Origin of the sequence: Paenibacillus jamilae, assembly GCF_050482105.1 — a bacterium.
GTDB lineage: Bacteria > Bacillota > Bacilli > Paenibacillales > Paenibacillaceae > Paenibacillus > Paenibacillus jamilae_B.
Genome location: NZ_JBCNHI010000001.1, coordinates 120,108 through 138,843, shown reverse-complemented (window position 1 = coordinate 138,843; position 18,736 = coordinate 120,108). Strand labels below are relative to the sequence as shown.

Sequence of the window (18,736 nt, the reverse complement as noted above, 5' to 3'; positions counted from 1 at the left end):
CACGTGCGGATTGATCCGTTTGAATACAAAAAAGATGGGAGCAATTATCCAAATGTTTTTAAGTAATAGAAAACAGAACAAAGTGGAAGTAAATCGAAAAGGAATCGCTAAAAAATGGGCTGTTTTAACGCTGGCAGGAGTATTATGGGTCGGTCCGGTTGCCGGAACTGGGGCTCTAATCCCGTTAAATAGCTGGATATCCGCTCCAATCGCGAGTGCAGCCTCCGGTTCAACGGTAAAATTGGGTGAGGAGATCCTTACTTCGGGCGCAACATTATTGAAATACCGTTTTAAAGGGTCCAAAGGAACAGCACTGGCTGATATTATTCGAGTAGACCTGCAAAATCCATATGTAAAGCTGGATGTCATGACTGGGAAGAACGGACAATTTACGACCCGTCAGAGTACAGGCGGTATGGCAAAAGAGACCGGTGCAGTTGCCGGTGTGAACGGGGATTATTTTAATACCTCTAGCGAAGGAGCTCCGATTGGTGGACAGGTATCCAAGGGTGTACTGATGTCTACTCCCTCTGATTTAACAGGGATGTATGCCTTTGCTGTAACGAAGGATGGCTCTCCGATGGTCGAACAATTTACTTTTGAAGGGACAGTAAAAGCTGGAGATGGGTCTTCCTTTTCTTTGGCAGGGATGAATAAGGCTTCGTACTCGCCTGAGACGAGTGGGAGCAGCTATAGCCACTCCAATGCGATGTATATTTATACATCTGCTTGGAAAGCGATTGAGCGACCTAAAAACAGTTCGACAACGCCTACTGAAATACTGGTACAAAATGGCGTAGTTACGCAAGTCTCCGAGAATGCTACATTAAATATGACTGTTCCGCAGGATGGCTACATATTACGTACACACGGTAAAGCAGCTGATTATGCCAAAGCGCATCTGACCGTGGGACAGACAGTTGAAACCGACTATCACCTTCGTGTCAAATCCACAGGGAGTGAAGTTGATCCTGCCAACCTTCAGATGATGATTGGTGGACATACCATATTAGTAAATGACGGACAGAAGACTTCGTTCTCCCGAAGTACAACAAGTATAGGCGGAACGCGTGCACGTACGGCTTTGGGATATTCACGTGACAAACGATACGCATATGTCGTTGCCGTCGAGAAAAACGGGAACAGCGTTGGTGTATCCCTGAGTGAGCTGCAAACACTGATGAAAGATATTGGTGTCTGGAAGGGAATGAACCTCGATGGGGGCGGCTCTACCACCATGGTAACTCGGGATCTGGGAGATACGACAGCGGGGCTTACGTTCAATACTGAATATGGTACAGAGCAACGCAGCATCGTAAATGGAGTGGGAGTATACACCACTGCTCCTAAAGGAACGCTCAAAGGCTTTACCGTCAAGGGCAATAAAACGCTGCTGATTGGTCAGACCGGAAGCTACTCCTTTAAAGGCTACGACAACTACTATAATCCATTTGATACCTCGAAAGTACAAGTGACGTGGAAGTCCAGCAATCCGGCTGTTGTATCCGTGAGCGGCGGTATTGTGAAGGGGTCCAAACCGGGAACTGCTACTTTAACAGCATCCAGTGGCTCAGCCAGTGCGACTACCAAGGTCACCGTGCTTGGAGCGGATGAGATTTCATCACTTACTGCAGGAAGTGGGACAGGCTCGCTTACCGCAGGAGCTAAAATCGCAGTACCGATAACGGCCAAGACAAAAGATGGACAGAGTGTCAGCATTACATCTGATGCTCTCAAATGGGAGTTCATCGGCTTTAAGGGAAGCGTTAAGGACAATCAGCTTACGGTAAATACAGTGGATGAGGGTGTGAAAACAGGCTATGCCATTGGTCGCTACGATGGTTTCAGTGCGGTTGTCTTCCTGTCCGCTGGCGGGGCAAGTACAAAAAACTGGGAAAACTTCGAAAATGTTTCGTATCCGGTTGATTTCACTTCAAATGTGGAAGGTGTTACCGGTACAGCTGCTGTTGTACAAGGGGATGGAGACCATGCTAATTCCAAAGTGCTGGAGCTAAACTACGACATGACGAACGGCAGTGGTAAAATGTATGCTTATGCTCAATTAAACGGTACAGCCGGGAAGACGCTGGAGCAGGCAGCTACATCTATCTCGATTGATGTCAAAGGGGATAAGAGTCTGAACTGGCTGCGTGCGGAGTTGGAGGATGCTCAAGGCAAAACTGCATATATTGATCTCGCTAAAGTGATCGACTGGAACGGCTGGAAAACGATTAATGCAGATATGAGTGGTTTGAATATTTCGTATCCTGCAAAGCTAAAACGTCTCTATGTGGTCAATGTAGCTGAAGGTCAGGATGAGCGCGCTAAAACAGGTGAAGTCGCATTTGATAATATCTCTTTTAATACACCAGGAACGGTCGGCACAGAAGGGCTCAAAAAGGGAACCGCTCAGATGACGATCGGTCAAAAATCAATGACGGTCAACGGAACGCCAGCAACGATTGATGCAGCTCCGATGACTCGTAATGGTTCGACTTATGTTCCGATCAAGTATGTGCTGGATGCATTTGGCGGGCAAGCCAAATGGAATGCGGGTGATCAACGGATCACCATTATGCGCGGTGGTGTGCTGATGGATTTGACTGTAGGGAAAAAAGAAGTGATTCTGAACGGGAAGCGTCAGAGCAGCGATGTTGCACCTATTGTACTAGGTGGTAGGACTTTGGTCCCATTAAGATTGGTGTCTGAGCAGTTAGGAATGACTGTAAAATGGGAACAAGAAACGAAGACCATCACCCTCCAGTCATGATATGGTATGATATATACTTGAAATGCTAGGATTGGAGTAGAACATTTGTGGACTTTCAAGCCGATATCATAGACCGAGTCATTAAAAATGCCATCCAGGTGATGGAGAACAGCAAATATCAGATGTTCGAAATATTGGACACGGCCCGGACCGAGCTGGTCACGTTAAATCAAGAGCTCCAGAGCGTATTGAAGGAAACGGCGGAAACGATCGAAAAGGTGGACCAGCTGGAAATGAACTATCGGCGGTCCCGAATTCGGTTGACTGAGGTCAGTCGTGATTTCGTCCGCTACTCGGAAGAGGATATCAAGCAGGCTTATGAGAAGGCAACACAGCTTCAACTCGATGTGATGATTTTTCGCGAGAAGGAAATGTATCTCAAGGCCAGAAGAGATGATCTTCAAAAACGGGCCAAAAGTGTTGAGGCTTCAGTCGAGCGGGCCGAAACCATTGGTTCGCAGATGGGGGTCGTGCTGGAATATTTATCGGGTGAATTGGGACAAGTGACGCGGATCATTGAATCGGCCAAAAATCGGCAGTTTATTGGTCTGAAAATTATTTTGGCTCAGGAAGAGGAGCGTAAGCGCATTTCTCGTGAAATTCACGATGGGCCTGCGCAACTCCTTGCGCATCTAGTGCTTAGGACGGAAATTGTAGAAAGAATGATCGCCAAGCAGGAATTTAAGATGGTTCAGGACGAAATAGTAGACTTGAAGAAACAAGTTCGCTCCAGTCTTGAAGAAATGCGAAAGGTCATTTTCAACTTGCGTCCCATGGCCCTGGATGACCTGGGACTTATTCCGACGCTCCGGAAATATGTGCAGGATTTTGAGGAAAAAACGAAAATTAGAGCGCTTTTTGAAACAAGGGGCAAGGAACACCGTCTCTCTTCCGCGATGGAAGCAGCCATTTACCGTCTGATCCAGGAAGCTTTGACTAACGCTGCCAAGCATGCTTACCCTACCTATGTGCTTGTAGAGATTACCTACCAGGCACAGCTTGTAAAAATTGTCGTGCAGGATAATGGTCTGGGCTTTAAGCCAGAACTATTTCAGCAAAAAAGCAAAGATCATGGGCATTTTGGTCTGATTGGTATGCGGGAAAGGGTTGAACTGCTCGAGGGGAGAATGGAGATCGAATCAGCTGAGAATCAAGGCACCAAGATAGTGATTCATATCCCAACCAACGTGGAAAAGGGAAAGGAGTAACAACATGGAAAATCAGGAAATGAGTAATGCACCCATTAAAGTTCTGTTAGCGGACGACCATCAGTTGTTCCGTGAAGGACTTAAACGTATTTTGAATATGGAGGACGACATTGAGGTCATCGGAGAATGTGGCGATGGCATTCAAGTGTTGGAATTCTGCAATGTAGAGAAACCGGATATCGTTCTGATGGACATTAATATGCCAATTGAAAATGGTGTAGAGGCAACTGAAAAACTACGGGAGATGTTCCCGGACGTCAAAGTGATCATTTTATCCATTCATGATGATGAAAGCTATGTATTCGAGACGTTGCGCAAGGGAGCCAATGGCTATCTTTTAAAAGATATGGAGGCCGAGTCTCTCATTAATGCTATTCGTTCAGTACATGAAGGCTATGCATTTATTCATCCAAAGGTAACGGGCAAGCTTATTCAGCAGCTCCGTCGGATGACTTACCTGAATGAAACAGGAGCGATGGCAGAAGGCCATACGAAGGAAGCGGGCGTGAAGTTTGTCGCAGGTGAAAATAATCCGCTGACCCGCCGTGAAGCAGAAGTGCTGCGTCTGATGGCTGAAGGCAAGAGCAATAAGATGATTGGTGAATATTTATTCATTAGTGAGAAAACAGTCAAAAACCATGTCAGCAGCATTTTGCAAAAGATGGAAGTGGATGACCGTACACAAGCAGTTATTAACTCCATCAAATATGGATGGGTTACGCTGTAAATTGTAATCTTTTCATGCATTAGACGATGCAGCTGCGTAGATATGAATGCTGTACCGCCTCTCTCCTGGAGCGAGATATCCGCTCGTACGGAAGCCCAGTACATAATCGTGACACCTCTTCCTGATATACGGCATATATTGTCGCTATAGGAGGAGGTGGAACCCTCGTGACGGCTCACTTGGTTTGGATATTGCTTATATACGGTGTAGGAGCCGCAGTCGTGCATCTCATGTATATACGACAGGCGGTTCAGGCTTATCACAATGGCGAAGATGCACATGCGACATCGCTGGATCGCCGTGCGACTCGCTACATTGTGATTACGTCCAATGATGGAGACCGTGTGGAATGGGTGATGCGTTCGTTAGGCATACTTGCCTGGCTACACCGGAGGCCGCTATATGTAACGGTACTGGATGATGAATCTATGGACGATACGCTACCTATTCTGATTCGGCTGATGCGTTATAGTCATATGGATGTTTCAGTCATCTCATGTCGTTTTTCACCGGGGAACCCGGTTTTGCCGAAGTCAGGCGGTGAAAAGCAGGTTGTTATTGATCTTAGAACAGCAAACCCGTTGGCAGATGCCCCACTTATTCTTTAATGACAGGGAATTGTGGACATGGTGGTTAAAATCAGATATAAATGTTTATAGACAGTTGCATATGCAAGACAATAGGGATTTCGTTGAAATCTGTTTGATGTGAAGCACACTTCAGGCTATTAGCCATGGAAGTGTGCTTTTTTGTTGTTCTCTGGAGTGACAAGAACCAGGAAAAAATGTGAATGAGAGGAGAAATCAAGGATGAAAATTGCAGTATATGCAGTCAGGTATAAGGGGGAATGGAATCTCCGATTATCTGTGGATATTCGAGTAGATACGACATGGTGGTTGTATCAAGATAAAGGCGAGAAGAATGCTGTCGAAAGGTGGGTGTTGCTAGGAGAGGAGTTTCCCTTGTCCTGGGGAGTAAGTCTATTGGAGAAATTTAGGGGGTTAGGAGATATGAGTCGATGGGAGAATCGGCAATGGTGGGCTTATATTCTCGCACAACTAAAGAATGAACTGGTTCTTGAGTCTTCTAATGGAGAACGGATTTTATCTGAAGGAGTAAGAGATATTTGCATTTGGGACCAACACCAAGGGTGGGTTTCTTGCATTAGACATGGAAATGAGAGATGGGAAACAACAGGAACCGTACGTTCAATTCAGAACAGGAGCCTCGTCACAGCAGGAGACGAATTGGATATGGAATGTTTAACACGGCAAGCGAATGAGCTGACTTATTTGCTGGCAGGACGACAGTTGCTCGTTCCTGAAGCCGAAGCACTGCTAGCAGAGGCGGCCCCAGATTTGGAGCATACTTGGCGTTCAGCTGCGCAACTTGCATATCTGCAGGGCCGACTCAGCTTTGCTGCTGGTCTCGCTCCAGCACCACGCGCGCGTTGGTCTGCCGCGCGTAGACATGAACTCCGCTGCAACCGTTGTGGCAGCGGAAAAGTGCATCGCACGAGCTGCGCATCGTGCGGTCGTAAGGCGTGCGCCTACTGCGAGACATGTCTCGCGCTTGGGCGTAGCCGTGAGTGCTCGCTGTTGCTGCGCGGTACAGCGAAGCCTGCCGTGCCGCGCGCGGCAGAGGTAGCCTCGGCGGCGAATCTCGACCGCTGGGGGCTGAGTCCTGCGCAACGTGCCGCCGCCGAAGCAGCGCTGCGCTTTTTGGCCGCACCACCCCGGAGGGTGCGAAAACGCGCTCGCCCGGAAGTCCAATGGCAACGAGCGAGCGAATATTTCTGGCGCTGCATGCTTGTGCGCCGCAGCTCAGATGCTACCGCTGCGCATGGCAGCCCCCTTGCCCGCCACGAGCAGTCCTCCATCAAATCCAGCGAGCGTGCTTGGGGAATCGCTGGACGGCAAATGCCCGATTCTGCGGCCGAACGTTTTCTGCTCTGGGCCGTGACTGGCGCGGGCAAGACGGAAATAATGTTTCCGCTTTTACAGCATGTGTTGGAGCGTGGAGGAACAGCGCTTGTAGCTACACCGCGCCGCGATGTGGTTTTGGAGTTGGCCCCTCGCTTGGCAGTTGCCTTTCCCCAGGTTAGCATGGTGACACTTTATGGAGGGAGTGCAGAACGGTGGCATAGGGGACAACTGACACTGGCGACAACGCATCAGTTGTTGCGTTATCACCAGGCTTTTGACTTGGTTGTAATTGACGAGATTGATGCGTTTCCTTATCACAACGATCCAATGCTTGCCTTTGCTGCCCAAGCTGTGTGTAAGCGGGAAGGGAAGTTTATTTATTTGTCTGCGACGCCACCACGTCCCTTGCAGAAAGAGGCTGCACGTGGTCTACTGCCACATGCCAAGGTTCCCGTTCGTTTTCATCGTCATCCCCTACCTGTCCCAATTCGTTTGGGGACTGCTCCAGTGCATCATTGGCTGCAAAAAGGTCAGCTTCCCGCTTCATTTATTCAGCGCCTATACATATCCATTCAACGTGGAGCACAGGTCTTCTTATTTGTGACCCGAATCTCACATATTCAAGGTCTTGTGGAACTGTTGAACAGACAATTGCCTGATATACCTATTGCCGGCACCTCATCGCAGGATGAAGAACGAACCGCTAAGGTGCGTTTATTTCGGGCCACTGAAATACGTGTACTGGTCACAACTACCATTTTGGAGCGGGGTGTGACTGTTCCGCGGAGTGATGTGTATGTACTGGACGCGGACAGCAGTCTTTTTGATGAAGCCTCCCTTGTCCAAATGGCTGGGCGCGCGGGAAGATCTAAGGATGACCCATGTGGAATTGTTATTTTTATATCTCCTCAATGGACTAGCGGTCAAAAGGGAGCGATTAAACAGATTAGACGTATGAATGCACTTGCTCGGAAAAAGGGATATCTGAAATTGATGAAGCAGGAAATGCCTTAAATCAAAAAAGTTTTTTTGGAAATGTGAAACCTGAAACAATGTCGGTACGTAAACTACCAAGAAAGGTGCATTTTGGTATGGGGATGAGTGAAAAAACTCGTTTGTTATTAAATTGGTTATTCCATCGTCAGTCACATACATGTGTTGCTTGTGGCACTCTCGCAGGTCATTTTTCTGAATTTACTGGGCTTTGTACTCGTTGTTCGACCCAAATTCCTTGGGTTTACAACATTCGTTGTGTTCATTGTGGACGTCCGACGCCTTGTCCAGATTGCGTCAGGCCTGATCGGTTAGTACGTTACTATGTATGCAATCGGAGTGCAACCAGCTATACGCCGATGATAAGAGAATGGATTGGGCAGTTCAAATATCGTGGCAATGAAAAGTTTGGTCCCCTGCTGGGCGATATCATGAATCAAGCCTATCAGGCAATGAGACATGAATTTGCAGATCATAAATGCACTCGTTTCAAGCGATCTTTGTGGGATGTAGATATAGTGACCTGTGTCCCGGTAAGTGAAAAAAGGCTGACAGAGCGTGGCTTCAACCAGGCTCAAATTTTGGCAGAAGAGATTGCGAAGCAAAATAAGCTTCCCTTCCTATCCTTGCTTATTCGCCCCCAAGATACAGGCAAGCAAAGCTTTAAATCAAAAAATGAACGTATGAATACAATGAGTAATGCATTTTCTGTTCACCCCAATATGGTCAACTTGGTGAAATCTTTTATTTTAAAAGCTGGATCTCACCGTAATGTGGCAAGTAAGCATTCCGTAACAATTTTGCTTGTAGATGATATTTATACAACGGGTAGTACATTGCAGGCGTGTGCGCGTGTTTTGAACGAAAAGGCATTAGAACAAGGAGTACAATTGGCTATTTTTTGCCTCACCTTAGCGAGATCATGAGTCTAAACATCTATTTTTTTCCAAAACTTCGTGCTTGAAACTATGAAAAAAAGGTTATAATTCTTTTGAAAGAAGGCTTAAATGATAGAGCAGAAGCCCTTTTATCCGTACAATCAGCAGAATTTGACAACAAGCTAGAGAGAGGTATATAATAAAAATATAGACACGAACAAAAAGTTAGGAAGTGAGGGATGAAATCAGAATATTTCAATTTAGAGGTTGATTTTTTTGGAAAAGAGGAGTACAATTTCTTTCTGTTGATAGCTAACATGATTGGTAATAAGTGATTAGCTAACGACAAAAGAGCGGACATTGGGAGTGTCTCGCTCAGTAGTAAAGCAGTTAATTAAAATTTAAAGCTAAAAAGAGGAGAGAACAAAATCATGAAAAATGTAATGAAAAAAGTAGCAGTTTCTAGCATGTTGGCAGTTAGCTTAGGTGCAGTATCTTTGTTGAGCCCACTTGCAACAGGTCAAGTATTGGCGAGATCCAACTCAGACCAAAATAAAGATCAATTTGAAGAACAACTGATCATTCAACAGCAAGAAGCAGCACAAAAAGCATTCGAAGCAAAAGTTTTTGGAACTAAAACCACTGAAAATACAACTACAGCACCGACTCAAACAACAACTGAGAACAACAACCAAACAACAACTACAACTGAAACACCAGCAACAACTGTAAAAACAATTACAGTAAATGTCCAAGATGGCGACACACTGGCTTCTATTGCAGAAAAATACGGTGTAACTGTTGAAGAATTGGTTAAAATCAACAACCTGGTAAAAGTTGGTCAAGAACTGCAAGTACCACAAACCAACACAAATAAATAATTAACATTATAAACTGTTTTATAAAATGTATTTATTAAACCAAGCGTTTGACTATAGTATACGGGAAGGCCTCTATTAAAACAATGCTTTTTTGAATAATTATTTGTAAAATCGCTTGTTTTTTTGGGCTGCAAATTTCCAATGGTACATCTAGCTTAATTTCAGATAGCTTATAAGTTGAAATGATGTTAGGTGTATGAGATTTATGAATACCCACACTCCATGTGCGGAGCATTCGTATGGACACCGATCCCCCGGATTTATAGTATTTTTTGATGGTATTCGGGGCACAGGTGAACATGAATTCTTCTGAGGATTGTTTCGCCCGGTTTTTCCCTCATTTCATTTCTACATTTAACCATATTCATATATAGCTATTTAATGATAATGAAGCGCTATTCCCGAAAATAACTGGAATGGCGCTTATTTTATTTTTCATCTAATGTAAGGGATGAAGTTTGACGATAAATACTTACATGTAATAGGCTGGATTAGGAGGACTTATTTGCCTCTGCATTTTATGTTGTTTCATATTAATGTACATAGAGATGGCGAAACTTTATCTGTTAAATCATCCCCTCTTACTAACTTTTACTATGATAACGAACAAAATGTAGAATTGTGTTAAATCTAAAAAACTTTTTTTGAATATTTGATAGACGAGGCTCTTCGCAATAGGGTAATGTAAGGATAAAAGCAATTAAAAAGACCGGAAACTGGAAAGGGGCGCTACAGAGGATGAATTTGGATAACTGTCCTCGCTGTGGAAAGCTGTTTATTATGAATGTTAGGGGAATCTGTCAGAACTGCATTAAAGAAATTGAGATTGAGTATGAGCAATGTGTCAAACATATACGTGAAAATAAAGGTATTCATATGCATGAGCTTTCGGAAGCTACAGGTGTCTCTGTTAAGCAAATCACGACATTTATACGTGAGGGACGTATTTCCATTGCTAATGCGCCCAATATGACGTATCCTTGCGAGGTATGCGGAATTCCAATTCGTGAAGGGCATATGTGCGATTCTTGTCGAACACGTCTGACTAAAGACCTGAATCAGGCCATACGCGACAGTAGTAATCAGGATCAAAGTAATAATATGGGCTCAGGTACCTACAGCGCGATTGATAAACTTCGTGGAAACTAGTACAGGGGAATTAAATACGCATTCAGCTATTCAAAAAGTTTCAAATACCGCCGATAATCTTTATAGAGCTTATCGGTTTTTTTTATTTTAGCAACCATGCACAAAATAAAGAAGCAAGGCATAATACGAACCATGTTCGACGCTATGTCGTCTGATACATTCTGACCATATCAAATAACTAAGGAAGGTGGAAGTTATGAAAATTAACGAGACCAACCGCATCGGAGCTATTAATCCATATCAGCGAAATATTGAAACAGGACGCCAGGAGGAGCTTAAGAAGTCCCGCCGTAAGGACGAGGTTTCCATTTCTCCAGAAGCAATGGAAATGCTGAATCGCAGCAGCGATGCAGACCGCGTTAAGAAAATTCAGGAGCTTAAGCAACAAGTAGCTTCTGGAACCTATCGTGTGGATGCCGATCAAATTGCAGAGAAGCTGTTACCTTTCTTTAAGCAGTCTTCCGAAAGCTAGGTGAAGGAATATGCCTTTAGAGCGTTTGATGGATGTGCTGGAGCAGCTTAGAGAGGCACATGAGCAGTTGATTGCATTAGGAACTCAGAAAAAAGAAGCACTGATATCAAATAAGGTTGAGCAACTTATACAAGTAATGAATCAGGAATCGAAGATGTCCAGACACATTGAACAACTGGATGAACAACGCCTGCAGGCAGCGTATGATTTTTTGCAGGAACGTGGTATTAAGTCCAAGTTGAATCTCAATATTACGGAGTTGTCTCGTCTTGTGTTTGATGTTGAAGACAAGCAGCGCCTCCTTCAAATTCAAAAAAATCTGGCGGATACGCTTGTAGAATTGAAAAGATTAAATGAGTTGAATCAACAGCTCATAAAACAGGCGCTATCCTATATTGATTTTTCCATTGAGAGTATGTCATATTATGCTGAATCTGAAGCAGTTTATCAGCGTCCGGCTGACAAAAGCACATCAGCTGTACGAGCGGGGCTATTTGATACACGTGCCTAATTGAAGGAGGAAAATATGGTCTCAACATTTCATGGTATAGAAACAGCGAAAAGAAGTTTAAACACACAAACGGCAGCCTTGAATACAACTGGACACAATATCTCAAATGCCAACACAGCAGGTTACTCCAGACAAGTGGTTAGTATGAAGGCCTCAGAATCTATGGAAGCCTACGGTTTAAACCGTTCTGTTGTACGAGGTCAAATGGGCACAGGGGTGGAATTTACTGCTATTGAGCGTGTCCGTCAAACGTTTCTAGATGACCAGTATCGTAATGAAAGTTCATCTCAAGGTGGGTGGGACATCCGTTATGACACGCTGAACAAGCTCGAGACCATTATGAATGAGCCCTCAGACACGGGTATCCGTAAGGTCATGGATAACTTTTGGGATGCATGGTCTGATTTGAGCCAAGATCCTCAGGATGTTACGAATCGTAAAATTGTAAAAGAGACTACACTTGCTCTGACAGATGCAATGAACCAAGCCAGCAAGCAACTGGATGCACTTAGTTCTGATTTGACTAATAACGTCACTTTAAAGACATCCGAGATGAATTCGTTATTGCAGTCTGTAGCTGATTTGAATGGTAATATATACAAGTTGGAGCAGCTTGGGGATAATCCAAATGACTTGCGTGATCAGCGGGATTATGCAGTTGATAAGCTTTCTAAGCTTGCGAATGTGCAGGTAACTCAGTTGGATAACGGTTATCAGGTAACCGTGGCAGGACAGATAGCTGTAGCAGGCACAGAGGTAACTGCTATTACAGAGGCTGGTCTTGAGGCTGCATATCAAGGTGGAGCTTTAACTGGTGGCGAAGTGTACGGTATGATTTTATCCAGAGATAAATATGTAGCAGATTACAAAACACAAATGGACCAGTTAGCTAATACATTGGCAAATGGTAACATTGAGATTACTTTACCCGCAGGTACAGTTTTACCTGAGGGAACGGTACTGAATTCAGGTGTCAACAATGCAGCAGTGACTTACTCAAATGCGAATAACAACAGAACCTTGACCACGGATTTGAAAGTAACTGTGCAAGGAATTAATGGACTCCATCAGTTAGGATACACACTCAGTGGTACGACACCACAAAAAGGTGGAGCGTTCTTCACCTCCAAAGATGGAGCTGCTATTACAGCAGGTAACATTACGCTGAATAAGGATATTCAAGATGATCCCAATAAAATTGCTAGTTCTTTGCGCGTAGATGGAACTGGGACGGCTAACGAGAAGGTAACTGTGGGTAACAATGCTTTGGCATTGTCTATGGCGAGCTTAAAAAATGTGAAGTTTGGTTTTAATACAACTCAAGCACAAACTACCACTGTAGATGACTTCTTCAGTTCAATTGTTGGGCAATTAGGTGTCCAAACTCAGGAAGCAGAGCGCCAATCGCAGAATGCACAGCTATTGACTGAACAAGTGGACTTGAATCGCCAATCCGTCAGCGGAGTGTCACTGGATGAAGAAATGTCAAACATGATCAAGTTTCAACATGCTTACAGTGCGGCTTCCCGGTTCATGACAACTTTTGATCAACTATTGGAAAAGCTGATTAATGGTACAGGCCGCGTAGGTCTCTAGTATAATGAGAAGGTGGAGTAAGCCATGCCAATTCGAGTGACTTCAGGGATGACTAATATGCAACTGCTCAGTAACCTGAATCGAAACAATAATAATATGGGTAAAATGGAGAATCAGATTTCGACTGGTAGGAAGTTGAATAAGCCTTCAGATGATCCAGTAGGAGTAACTTATGCGTTACGGTATAGAGCTGAGTTAGCTTCTAATGAACAATACAAGACAAACTCAGATGCAGCCGTTAGCTGGTTGGATTTCACTGATACAACCATGCAACAAGCCAGTGATGTGATGAAGCGTCTTAAAGAGCTGACAGTACAGGCTTCAAGTGAAACACTTCCTCAATCTGGATTGGATTCGATTAAACTGGAAGTTGATCAGTTAAAGGAACAAATGATGAATATTGGTAATAGCCAGCTTCGTGGGAAGTATGTTTTCAATGGACAAAATTATGATCAGATGCCGTATCAGCTATCTGCTACGGTAACAAGTTATGATCAGATTAATCCGGATCAAGGCGCGGTCAGCTATGCAGTTGGAGACCAAGATGCATTTCGGGTAAATACGTCCGGTAGCGATTTTTTTGGGAAATCGACAGATCCTGATAATGTTTTTAAGGTTATGGATGCTATATCTTCTGCACTAAGCAGCGGAAATAGTACGGCAATATCGAGTCAACTTTCAAGTATTGAATCCCGCTTTACTAAAATGCAGACAAGTTTGTCTGAAGTGGGCGCACGTACGAATCGGGTTGAACTGATACAATCCCGGTTGGAAGAGCGAAATTTGAACTTGACGACACTTCAAGCTAAAACGGAAGATGCGGATGTTGCTAGTCTGATGATTCAAGCTACATCTGCCCAAACCATTTATGAAGCCGCCCTGAAATCATCAGCTAAAATCATGCAGCCATCCCTGATGGACTTTATGAGCTGATTTTTATCTTTGACCTTTATAATTTGAAGCTATGGACGAGTGGTCCGTAGCTTTTTTGTTACTATATATAGGAGGAGTTACTTATGACCCCAGAACAGAAATTAGATGAAGAGAACCAAGAGAAAAATACTAGTCTTTATGTGTTTCCAAAAGGAATACCAGGATTTGAACAACTTCGGGAATTTCAGCTACAGGAGCATAATGAATTATTTAGTCTTTTTAGTGCAGTAGAGCAGCCTGCAACTATTTTTATTACCGTAAATCCATTTGATTTCTTTAAAGATTATGAGTTTGAGCTATCTGATGATACTCTGGATGACATAGGAATTACCAGTCAAGAACAGATAGCAGTACGATGTATCTGTACATGGAATAGCGACCAATCCAAAACAACGGTTAACTTGCTTGCGCCTTTAATCTTTAACATTGAAAAGCGTATGGGGAAGCAAATTGTTTTGCAGAATACTGACTACAAAATTAAGCATCCATTATGGAGTGGAACAGAGTCCAGCAAAGGTGGTGAGTCCTGATGCTGGTATTAACGCGTAAAAAGGGTGAGTCCATTGTAATTCAGAATGATATTGTCATTACAGTTCTTTCTGTTGAAGGAGATACTGTGAAAATTGGTGTTTCTGCCCCTAAGGATATCGATATTTACCGAAAAGAAGTCTTTGATGCTATTCAGCAAAATAATCAAATTGCTGTTATGGATTCGAATGCTATTCAAAATGCAATGTTGGAAATGGATAAGAGAAAGTCTTGATTAAACAATAATAGTAGTGCATATTCATTGATAAAGGCCGACACGAGTAAAGTGTCGGCCTTTGTTTGGCTCATAATAAGCTGTCAGGTTTGCCTTGGACAATTAGCCATTATGTGAAGACGTAAATCGATATAACCGAGTCGTAAACTCCTAAGAAAATATTTCGAAAAAAAACTCGAATGCTATAAACAATTCTAGTCTTAGGGTCGATATATATTTTAGAGCGGTAATTCTTCAGGGCGGCCGACCTGTGAAGACGCTTATACCACAAGGATGTGGGAATCAAACCATTTCAGGGAGGAAATTTAAAATGATTATCAATCACAACTTACCGGCAGTAAATACACACCGTAACATGACCTTGAACAACACGGCAGCAAGCAAGAACATGGAAAAATTGTCTTCGGGTTTGCGCATCAACCGTGCAGCTGATGATGCTGCGGGTCTCTCCATTTCCGAAAAAATGCGTGGTCAAATCCGTGGTTTGGAACAAGCACAACGTAACGTTCAAGACGGTATCTCTTTCGCACAAACAGCTGAGGGTGCTATGAACGAAGTCTCCTCCATGCTGACTCGTATGAAAGAACTGACTGTTCAAAGATCCAACGATACTTACAGTGCTGGTGATAAATCCAACATTAATGCTGAGCTTGGTCAATTGGGTAGTCAAATCGACGCAATCCTGTCCACCACTAAATTCAATGGTATTGCAATTTCCGGTGGTACAGTTTCTATCCAAGCTGATGATAGCACATTTAAAATCACAATCAAAGGTATCAGCTCTACTGGTTTCAAAGGACTCAAATCCAATGTTACACTTGATAGTGCAACTAAAGCAATTGAAGCAGTAGCTAAACAACGTGCTAATTTGGGTGCTGTTCAAAACCGTATGGAGTACACTTCTAACAACTTGGGCACGACTGTTGAAAACCTGACAGCTTCCGAATCCCGTATTCGTGATACTGACATGGCAAAAGAAATGGTTGCTCTGTCCAAAAACAATATCTTGCTACAAGCTTCGCAATCTATGTTGTCACAAGCGAACTCCGCACCACAAGGCGTACTGTCGTTGCTTCGTTAATTTCAAACGACAGCAGTTACAAAAAAGATCCTGCTTCTCGCAGGATCTTTTTTGTTTTTATTTTAGTTTTCTCATAAATAATTACACTCATCTGCCGATATATAGTGTATTAGCATTTACAAGCACAGAACGGATTTATTGTGTTAAAAAAATAAAGGAGGTTATTCAATGGACTCGATGATACCCCCCAGCACTGGGAGTCTGTTGCCGATTCAGCCATCAGCTGGAGTAAAACGAGAAGCTCCTTCAGATGCCGAAATCAATTATCCTGCTGTACAAGATGTTGTTCATACAACCAATAGAGGTAGTACTGCGCAGAAACAGAAGACACATGAGGAAGCAGTTTTGGAGCTGCAGAAAGCAATTGATGCTATACAAGGCCCACAGAAGACTTTTGAAATATCTGTACATGAAAAGACACATGCAATCATGATAAAAGTGATGAACAAGGAAACTGGCGATCTGATCCGTGAGGTACCTCCCGAGAAAATCCTGGATATAGCGGCTAGAATGATGGAAATTGCAGGAATCATTATCGATAAAAAAGTATAGGGGGATATACAATTATGGTAACTAGAATAAGTGGCCTAGCCTCAGGTATGGATATTGATTCAATGGTTAAAAAGCTGATGACAGCTGAGCGTGTACCGCTCGACAAAATGAATCAACAGAAACAATTGATGGAATGGAAAAGGGAAAATTATCGCGAAAGCAGCACTAAGATAGTTTCATTTCAAGATAAAATGACTACATTAAGCCGCACCGCTGCAATAAATCCGCAGAAAGTAACAGTAACTGGTAACAGTGATGCACTATCTGCAACGGCTTCTTCGTTGGCTAGTGGAGTGTTGGACATTTCGGTGACGAGCTTGGCCACTGCGGCAAGATCAGTCTCGAACAGTACATGGACCGAAAAGGCCAGTAGTGAATTGGCATTCGCAGATGGGGCAGCCCGCACGGTCCAGGTTGGTAGTTCTACCATTGATGTGGATGCGAATGAAACCATTGAATCGTTTGTCAAAAAGATCAACGATAACAGTAAGACAGGGGTGACAGCTCTATATGATGCTAAATCCGGTTTGTCATTAACGAGCAAAACTACTGGCTCTCAAACATTCAATATTGATTCTCAAATTAGTAGTGAATTTAAACTATCTTTAACTAACGGAACTGATGCTGTATTAAAGGTAAATGGTCTAGACGTAACAAAGTCTTCCAATAACTTTACAATAAATGGCGTTGATATTACACTTAAGACAGCAGGCGGTGCTGCAACACGAATAGAAGCTACCAAGGATACGGATAAGATCGTCGAAAATATTCAAAGCTTTGTCGATGCGTATAATGATGTTCTTGCTACACTCAATAGCAAGATTAGTGAGCAGAGATATACAAAATACGCTCCGCTTACAACGGAACAAAAAGCGGATATGAGTGATGATGAAGTCAAGCTATGGACCACGAAGGCCAAGAGCGGCATGCTTAGAAACGATCCTATCCTGCAGGATACATTATCTGAAATGCGTAATGCTATGATCCAAGGTGTAGATATCGGCCGAGTTGACACGGATGGTAAGAATAAGCCCTTAATGATGTCTGAGCTAGGAATCACTACGGGGACGTATGATACTAAAGGCAAACTTATTCTAGATGCAGACAAATTGCGTGCAGCGGTAGAAAAAGATCCGGATGTTATCGCTAATTTTTTCGGGAAACAGGACCCAAGTACCGCATTAACTAATAAATATACACAGCAAGATGGTGTAATTGCAAAACTTAAAAAGATTTCGAATACCTCACTTCAAAGAATGGCAGATACTGCGGGTACATCCAAGGTTAGCTCTGATCTAACCGCTGCATTTCTTTCTACAAGCTCAATGGGAGAGCAATTATCGAGCCTGGACCGTCGGATCAGCGATATGACAAGCCGTTTAACGATGATTGAAACCAACTATTATAAAAAATTTACCGCGATGGAGACATCCATTAACAAATACAATAGCACATCTTCCAGTCTTACAAGTATGTTGTCATAAAGGAGGTTTTACAATTGATCAATACACCCTATCAGAAATACCGGCAGACTCAAGCGCAAACTGCATCCAAGCCTAAATTGCTGATTATGTTGTACGATGGGGCTATTCGTTTCGTTCGTGCGGGGATTGAGGGGATAGAGAATAAGGATAACGAGAAAGCAAATAATAATTTGTGTAAAGCCCAAGCGATTGTACACGAGTTGATATCTGCGTTGAATTTTGAATATCCAATATCCCATGACTTATTGCGAGTGTATGAATATATGCTGCATGAGCTGATCGAGGCGAATGTTCACAAAATAGCCGCTCCGGCACAAGAGGTGCTGGAACATTTGACTGATTTACGAGAAACTTGGTTGGAAGCAATGAAAATGCCTGGTGTAGTTGGTAGTGTGTGATGACAGCTGTTAATATGCAAGCTCTCCTTGATGAATTGCAACATATGACAGAAGCAGTGTTGTCTAACCTACTGAATTTAGGTGAAGAGGAATTCGAACAGTTTGCCGATCAAAGACAACGCATTGTAGAACAGATGCAGTCCTATCAACCATCGTTAACGGAAAATGACAAACAGAAAATTCGTGACATATTAAGTAATGATTCTATAATTTTGCAGCGAATGCATGTGCTAAAGGATGAAGCCGGTCAATGGATGGAGAAACGTGGAGCCATTCGTATACAGCAGCATGCATACCAGCAAGCTTATTCCGTAGATAGTTTGTTTATTGATCATCGAAAATAAAAATGCATTATGAGTGTACCTCCATTCGATTAAGAATGGGGGTATTTTTGTGAAAAGCTTCATTCCATTAA

General features: G+C 43.3%; 19 protein-coding genes. All 19 read left to right on the top strand.

The features are described from left to right. Nucleotides 1-52 precede the first annotated feature (52 nt). The 19 genes from ABEW32_RS00515 to ABEW32_RS00425 all read left to right on the top strand — a co-directional run bounded on the left by ABEW32_RS00515 (nucleotide 53) and on the right by ABEW32_RS00425 (nucleotide 18,665). Nucleotides 53-2,770: a stalk domain-containing protein gene (locus ABEW32_RS00515; RefSeq protein ID WP_430183807.1), complete on the top strand. Its 2,718-nt coding sequence runs from the start codon at nucleotides 53-55 to the stop codon at nucleotides 2,768-2,770. A 47-nt stretch (nucleotides 2,771-2,817) separates the two neighbouring features. Beyond that, a complete protein-coding gene (locus ABEW32_RS00510; RefSeq protein WP_013373402.1) occupies nucleotides 2,818-3,978 on the top strand; it encodes a sensor histidine kinase in 1,161 nt (386 codons plus the stop codon). 4 nt (nucleotides 3,979-3,982) lie between these two features. After that, the gene (locus ABEW32_RS00505) at nucleotides 3,983-4,705 is read left to right on the top strand and encodes a response regulator (protein ID WP_013373401.1); all 723 of its coding nucleotides are present in this window, start codon (nucleotides 3,983-3,985) and stop codon (nucleotides 4,703-4,705) included. 167 nt (nucleotides 4,706-4,872) lie between these two features. After that, complete coding sequence (locus tag ABEW32_RS00500; protein WP_430183689.1) at nucleotides 4,873-5,313, top strand: hypothetical protein; 441 nt, start codon at nucleotides 4,873-4,875, stop codon at nucleotides 5,311-5,313. Nucleotides 5,314-5,514: 201 nt separating this feature from the next. Beyond that, nucleotides 5,515-7,644, top strand: a complete 2,130-nt coding sequence (locus ABEW32_RS00495; RefSeq protein WP_430183687.1) for a helicase-related protein — start codon at nucleotides 5,515-5,517, stop codon at nucleotides 7,642-7,644. Between the two features lie 23 nt (nucleotides 7,645-7,667). Then, the gene (locus ABEW32_RS00490) at nucleotides 7,668-8,549 is read left to right on the top strand and encodes a ComFC family protein (RefSeq protein ID WP_430183685.1); all 882 of its coding nucleotides are present in this window, start codon (nucleotides 7,668-7,670) and stop codon (nucleotides 8,547-8,549) included. A gap of 383 nt (nucleotides 8,550-8,932) precedes the next feature. Then, nucleotides 8,933-9,382, top strand: coding sequence for a LysM peptidoglycan-binding domain-containing protein (locus ABEW32_RS00485; RefSeq protein WP_430183683.1), 450 nt, complete (start codon nucleotides 8,933-8,935; stop codon nucleotides 9,380-9,382). A 738-nt stretch (nucleotides 9,383-10,120) separates the two neighbouring features. Further along, the gene (locus ABEW32_RS00480) at nucleotides 10,121-10,531 is read left to right on the top strand and encodes a TIGR03826 family flagellar region protein (protein WP_430183681.1); all 411 of its coding nucleotides are present in this window, start codon (nucleotides 10,121-10,123) and stop codon (nucleotides 10,529-10,531) included. Nucleotides 10,532-10,727: 196 nt separating this feature from the next. Continuing rightward, entirely contained in the window at nucleotides 10,728-11,003 is a 276-nt protein-coding gene (gene flgM, locus ABEW32_RS00475; protein WP_430183679.1) for a flagellar biosynthesis anti-sigma factor FlgM, read from the top strand. A 10-nt stretch (nucleotides 11,004-11,013) separates the two neighbouring features. Next, nucleotides 11,014-11,514 (top strand): flagellar protein FlgN, encoded by a 501-nt coding sequence (locus ABEW32_RS00470; protein ID WP_430183677.1) that lies wholly within the window; start codon nucleotides 11,014-11,016, stop codon nucleotides 11,512-11,514. A 15-nt stretch (nucleotides 11,515-11,529) separates the two neighbouring features. Beyond that, nucleotides 11,530-13,110 carry a flagellar hook-associated protein FlgK gene (flgK, locus tag ABEW32_RS00465; protein WP_430183675.1) on the top strand — a complete coding sequence of 527 codons (1,581 nt, stop codon included), beginning with the start codon at nucleotides 11,530-11,532 and terminating at the stop codon, nucleotides 13,108-13,110. Between the two features lie 24 nt (nucleotides 13,111-13,134). After that, complete coding sequence (gene flgL, locus ABEW32_RS00460) at nucleotides 13,135-14,043, top strand: flagellar hook-associated protein FlgL (protein WP_340933418.1); 909 nt, start codon at nucleotides 13,135-13,137, stop codon at nucleotides 14,041-14,043. 83 nt (nucleotides 14,044-14,126) lie between these two features. Continuing rightward, nucleotides 14,127-14,573: a flagellar assembly protein FliW gene (locus ABEW32_RS00455; RefSeq protein WP_430183673.1), complete on the top strand. Its 447-nt coding sequence runs from the start codon at nucleotides 14,127-14,129 to the stop codon at nucleotides 14,571-14,573. Beyond that, nucleotides 14,573-14,806, top strand: coding sequence for a carbon storage regulator CsrA (csrA, locus tag ABEW32_RS00450; protein WP_430183671.1), 234 nt, complete (start codon nucleotides 14,573-14,575; stop codon nucleotides 14,804-14,806). The genes ABEW32_RS00455 and csrA overlap by 1 nt, the downstream gene beginning before the upstream one ends. Before the next feature lie 310 nt (nucleotides 14,807-15,116). Beyond that, nucleotides 15,117-15,887, top strand: coding sequence for a flagellin N-terminal helical domain-containing protein (locus tag ABEW32_RS00445; RefSeq protein ID WP_328801040.1), 771 nt, complete (start codon nucleotides 15,117-15,119; stop codon nucleotides 15,885-15,887). A 168-nt stretch (nucleotides 15,888-16,055) separates the two neighbouring features. Continuing rightward, complete coding sequence (locus tag ABEW32_RS00440; protein WP_430183668.1) at nucleotides 16,056-16,439, top strand: flagellar protein FlaG; 384 nt, start codon at nucleotides 16,056-16,058, stop codon at nucleotides 16,437-16,439. A gap of 14 nt (nucleotides 16,440-16,453) precedes the next feature. Continuing rightward, nucleotides 16,454-17,923 carry a flagellar filament capping protein FliD gene (gene fliD / locus ABEW32_RS00435; protein WP_430183666.1) on the top strand — a complete coding sequence of 490 codons (1,470 nt, stop codon included), beginning with the start codon at nucleotides 16,454-16,456 and terminating at the stop codon, nucleotides 17,921-17,923. A 14-nt stretch (nucleotides 17,924-17,937) separates the two neighbouring features. Continuing rightward, complete coding sequence (gene fliS, locus ABEW32_RS00430; RefSeq protein WP_328801037.1) at nucleotides 17,938-18,321, top strand: flagellar export chaperone FliS; 384 nt, start codon at nucleotides 17,938-17,940, stop codon at nucleotides 18,319-18,321. Beyond that, nucleotides 18,321-18,665, top strand: coding sequence for a hypothetical protein (locus ABEW32_RS00425; protein ID WP_430183805.1), 345 nt, complete (start codon nucleotides 18,321-18,323; stop codon nucleotides 18,663-18,665). Before fliS ends, ABEW32_RS00425 begins: the two co-directional genes overlap by 1 nt. The last annotated feature ends 71 nt before the right edge of the window (nucleotides 18,666-18,736 follow it).

Bases quoted from the DNA above. Each gene is read 5' to 3' on its own strand.
- ABEW32_RS00495 (WP_430183687.1), top strand. From the start codon at position 5,515: ATGAAAATTGCAGTATATGCAGTCAGGTATAAGGGGGAATGGAATCTC.
- ABEW32_RS00505 (WP_013373401.1), top strand. From the start codon at position 3,983: ATGGAAAATCAGGAAATGAGTAATGCACCCATTAAAGTTCTGTTAGCG.
- ABEW32_RS00485 (WP_430183683.1), top strand. From the start codon at position 8,933: ATGAAAAATGTAATGAAAAAAGTAGCAGTTTCTAGCATGTTGGCAGTT.
- ABEW32_RS00480 (WP_430183681.1), top strand. From the start codon at position 10,121: ATGAATTTGGATAACTGTCCTCGCTGTGGAAAGCTGTTTATTATGAAT.
- ABEW32_RS00445 (WP_328801040.1), top strand. From the start codon at position 15,117: ATGATTATCAATCACAACTTACCGGCAGTAAATACACACCGTAACATG.
- flgK (WP_430183675.1), top strand. From the start codon at position 11,530: ATGGTCTCAACATTTCATGGTATAGAAACAGCGAAAAGAAGTTTAAAC.
- ABEW32_RS00440 (WP_430183668.1), top strand. From the start codon at position 16,056: ATGGACTCGATGATACCCCCCAGCACTGGGAGTCTGTTGCCGATTCAG.
- flgL (WP_340933418.1), top strand. From the start codon at position 13,135: ATGCCAATTCGAGTGACTTCAGGGATGACTAATATGCAACTGCTCAGT.
- ABEW32_RS00470 (WP_430183677.1), top strand. From the start codon at position 11,014: ATGCCTTTAGAGCGTTTGATGGATGTGCTGGAGCAGCTTAGAGAGGCA.
- fliD (WP_430183666.1), top strand. From the start codon at position 16,454: ATGGTAACTAGAATAAGTGGCCTAGCCTCAGGTATGGATATTGATTCA.
- ABEW32_RS00515 (WP_430183807.1), top strand. From the start codon at position 53: ATGTTTTTAAGTAATAGAAAACAGAACAAAGTGGAAGTAAATCGAAAA.
- ABEW32_RS00455 (WP_430183673.1), top strand. From the start codon at position 14,127: ATGACCCCAGAACAGAAATTAGATGAAGAGAACCAAGAGAAAAATACT.
- ABEW32_RS00425 (WP_430183805.1), top strand. From the start codon at position 18,321: ATGACAGCTGTTAATATGCAAGCTCTCCTTGATGAATTGCAACATATG.
- flgM (WP_430183679.1), top strand. From the start codon at position 10,728: ATGAAAATTAACGAGACCAACCGCATCGGAGCTATTAATCCATATCAG.
- csrA (WP_430183671.1), top strand. From the start codon at position 14,573: ATGCTGGTATTAACGCGTAAAAAGGGTGAGTCCATTGTAATTCAGAAT.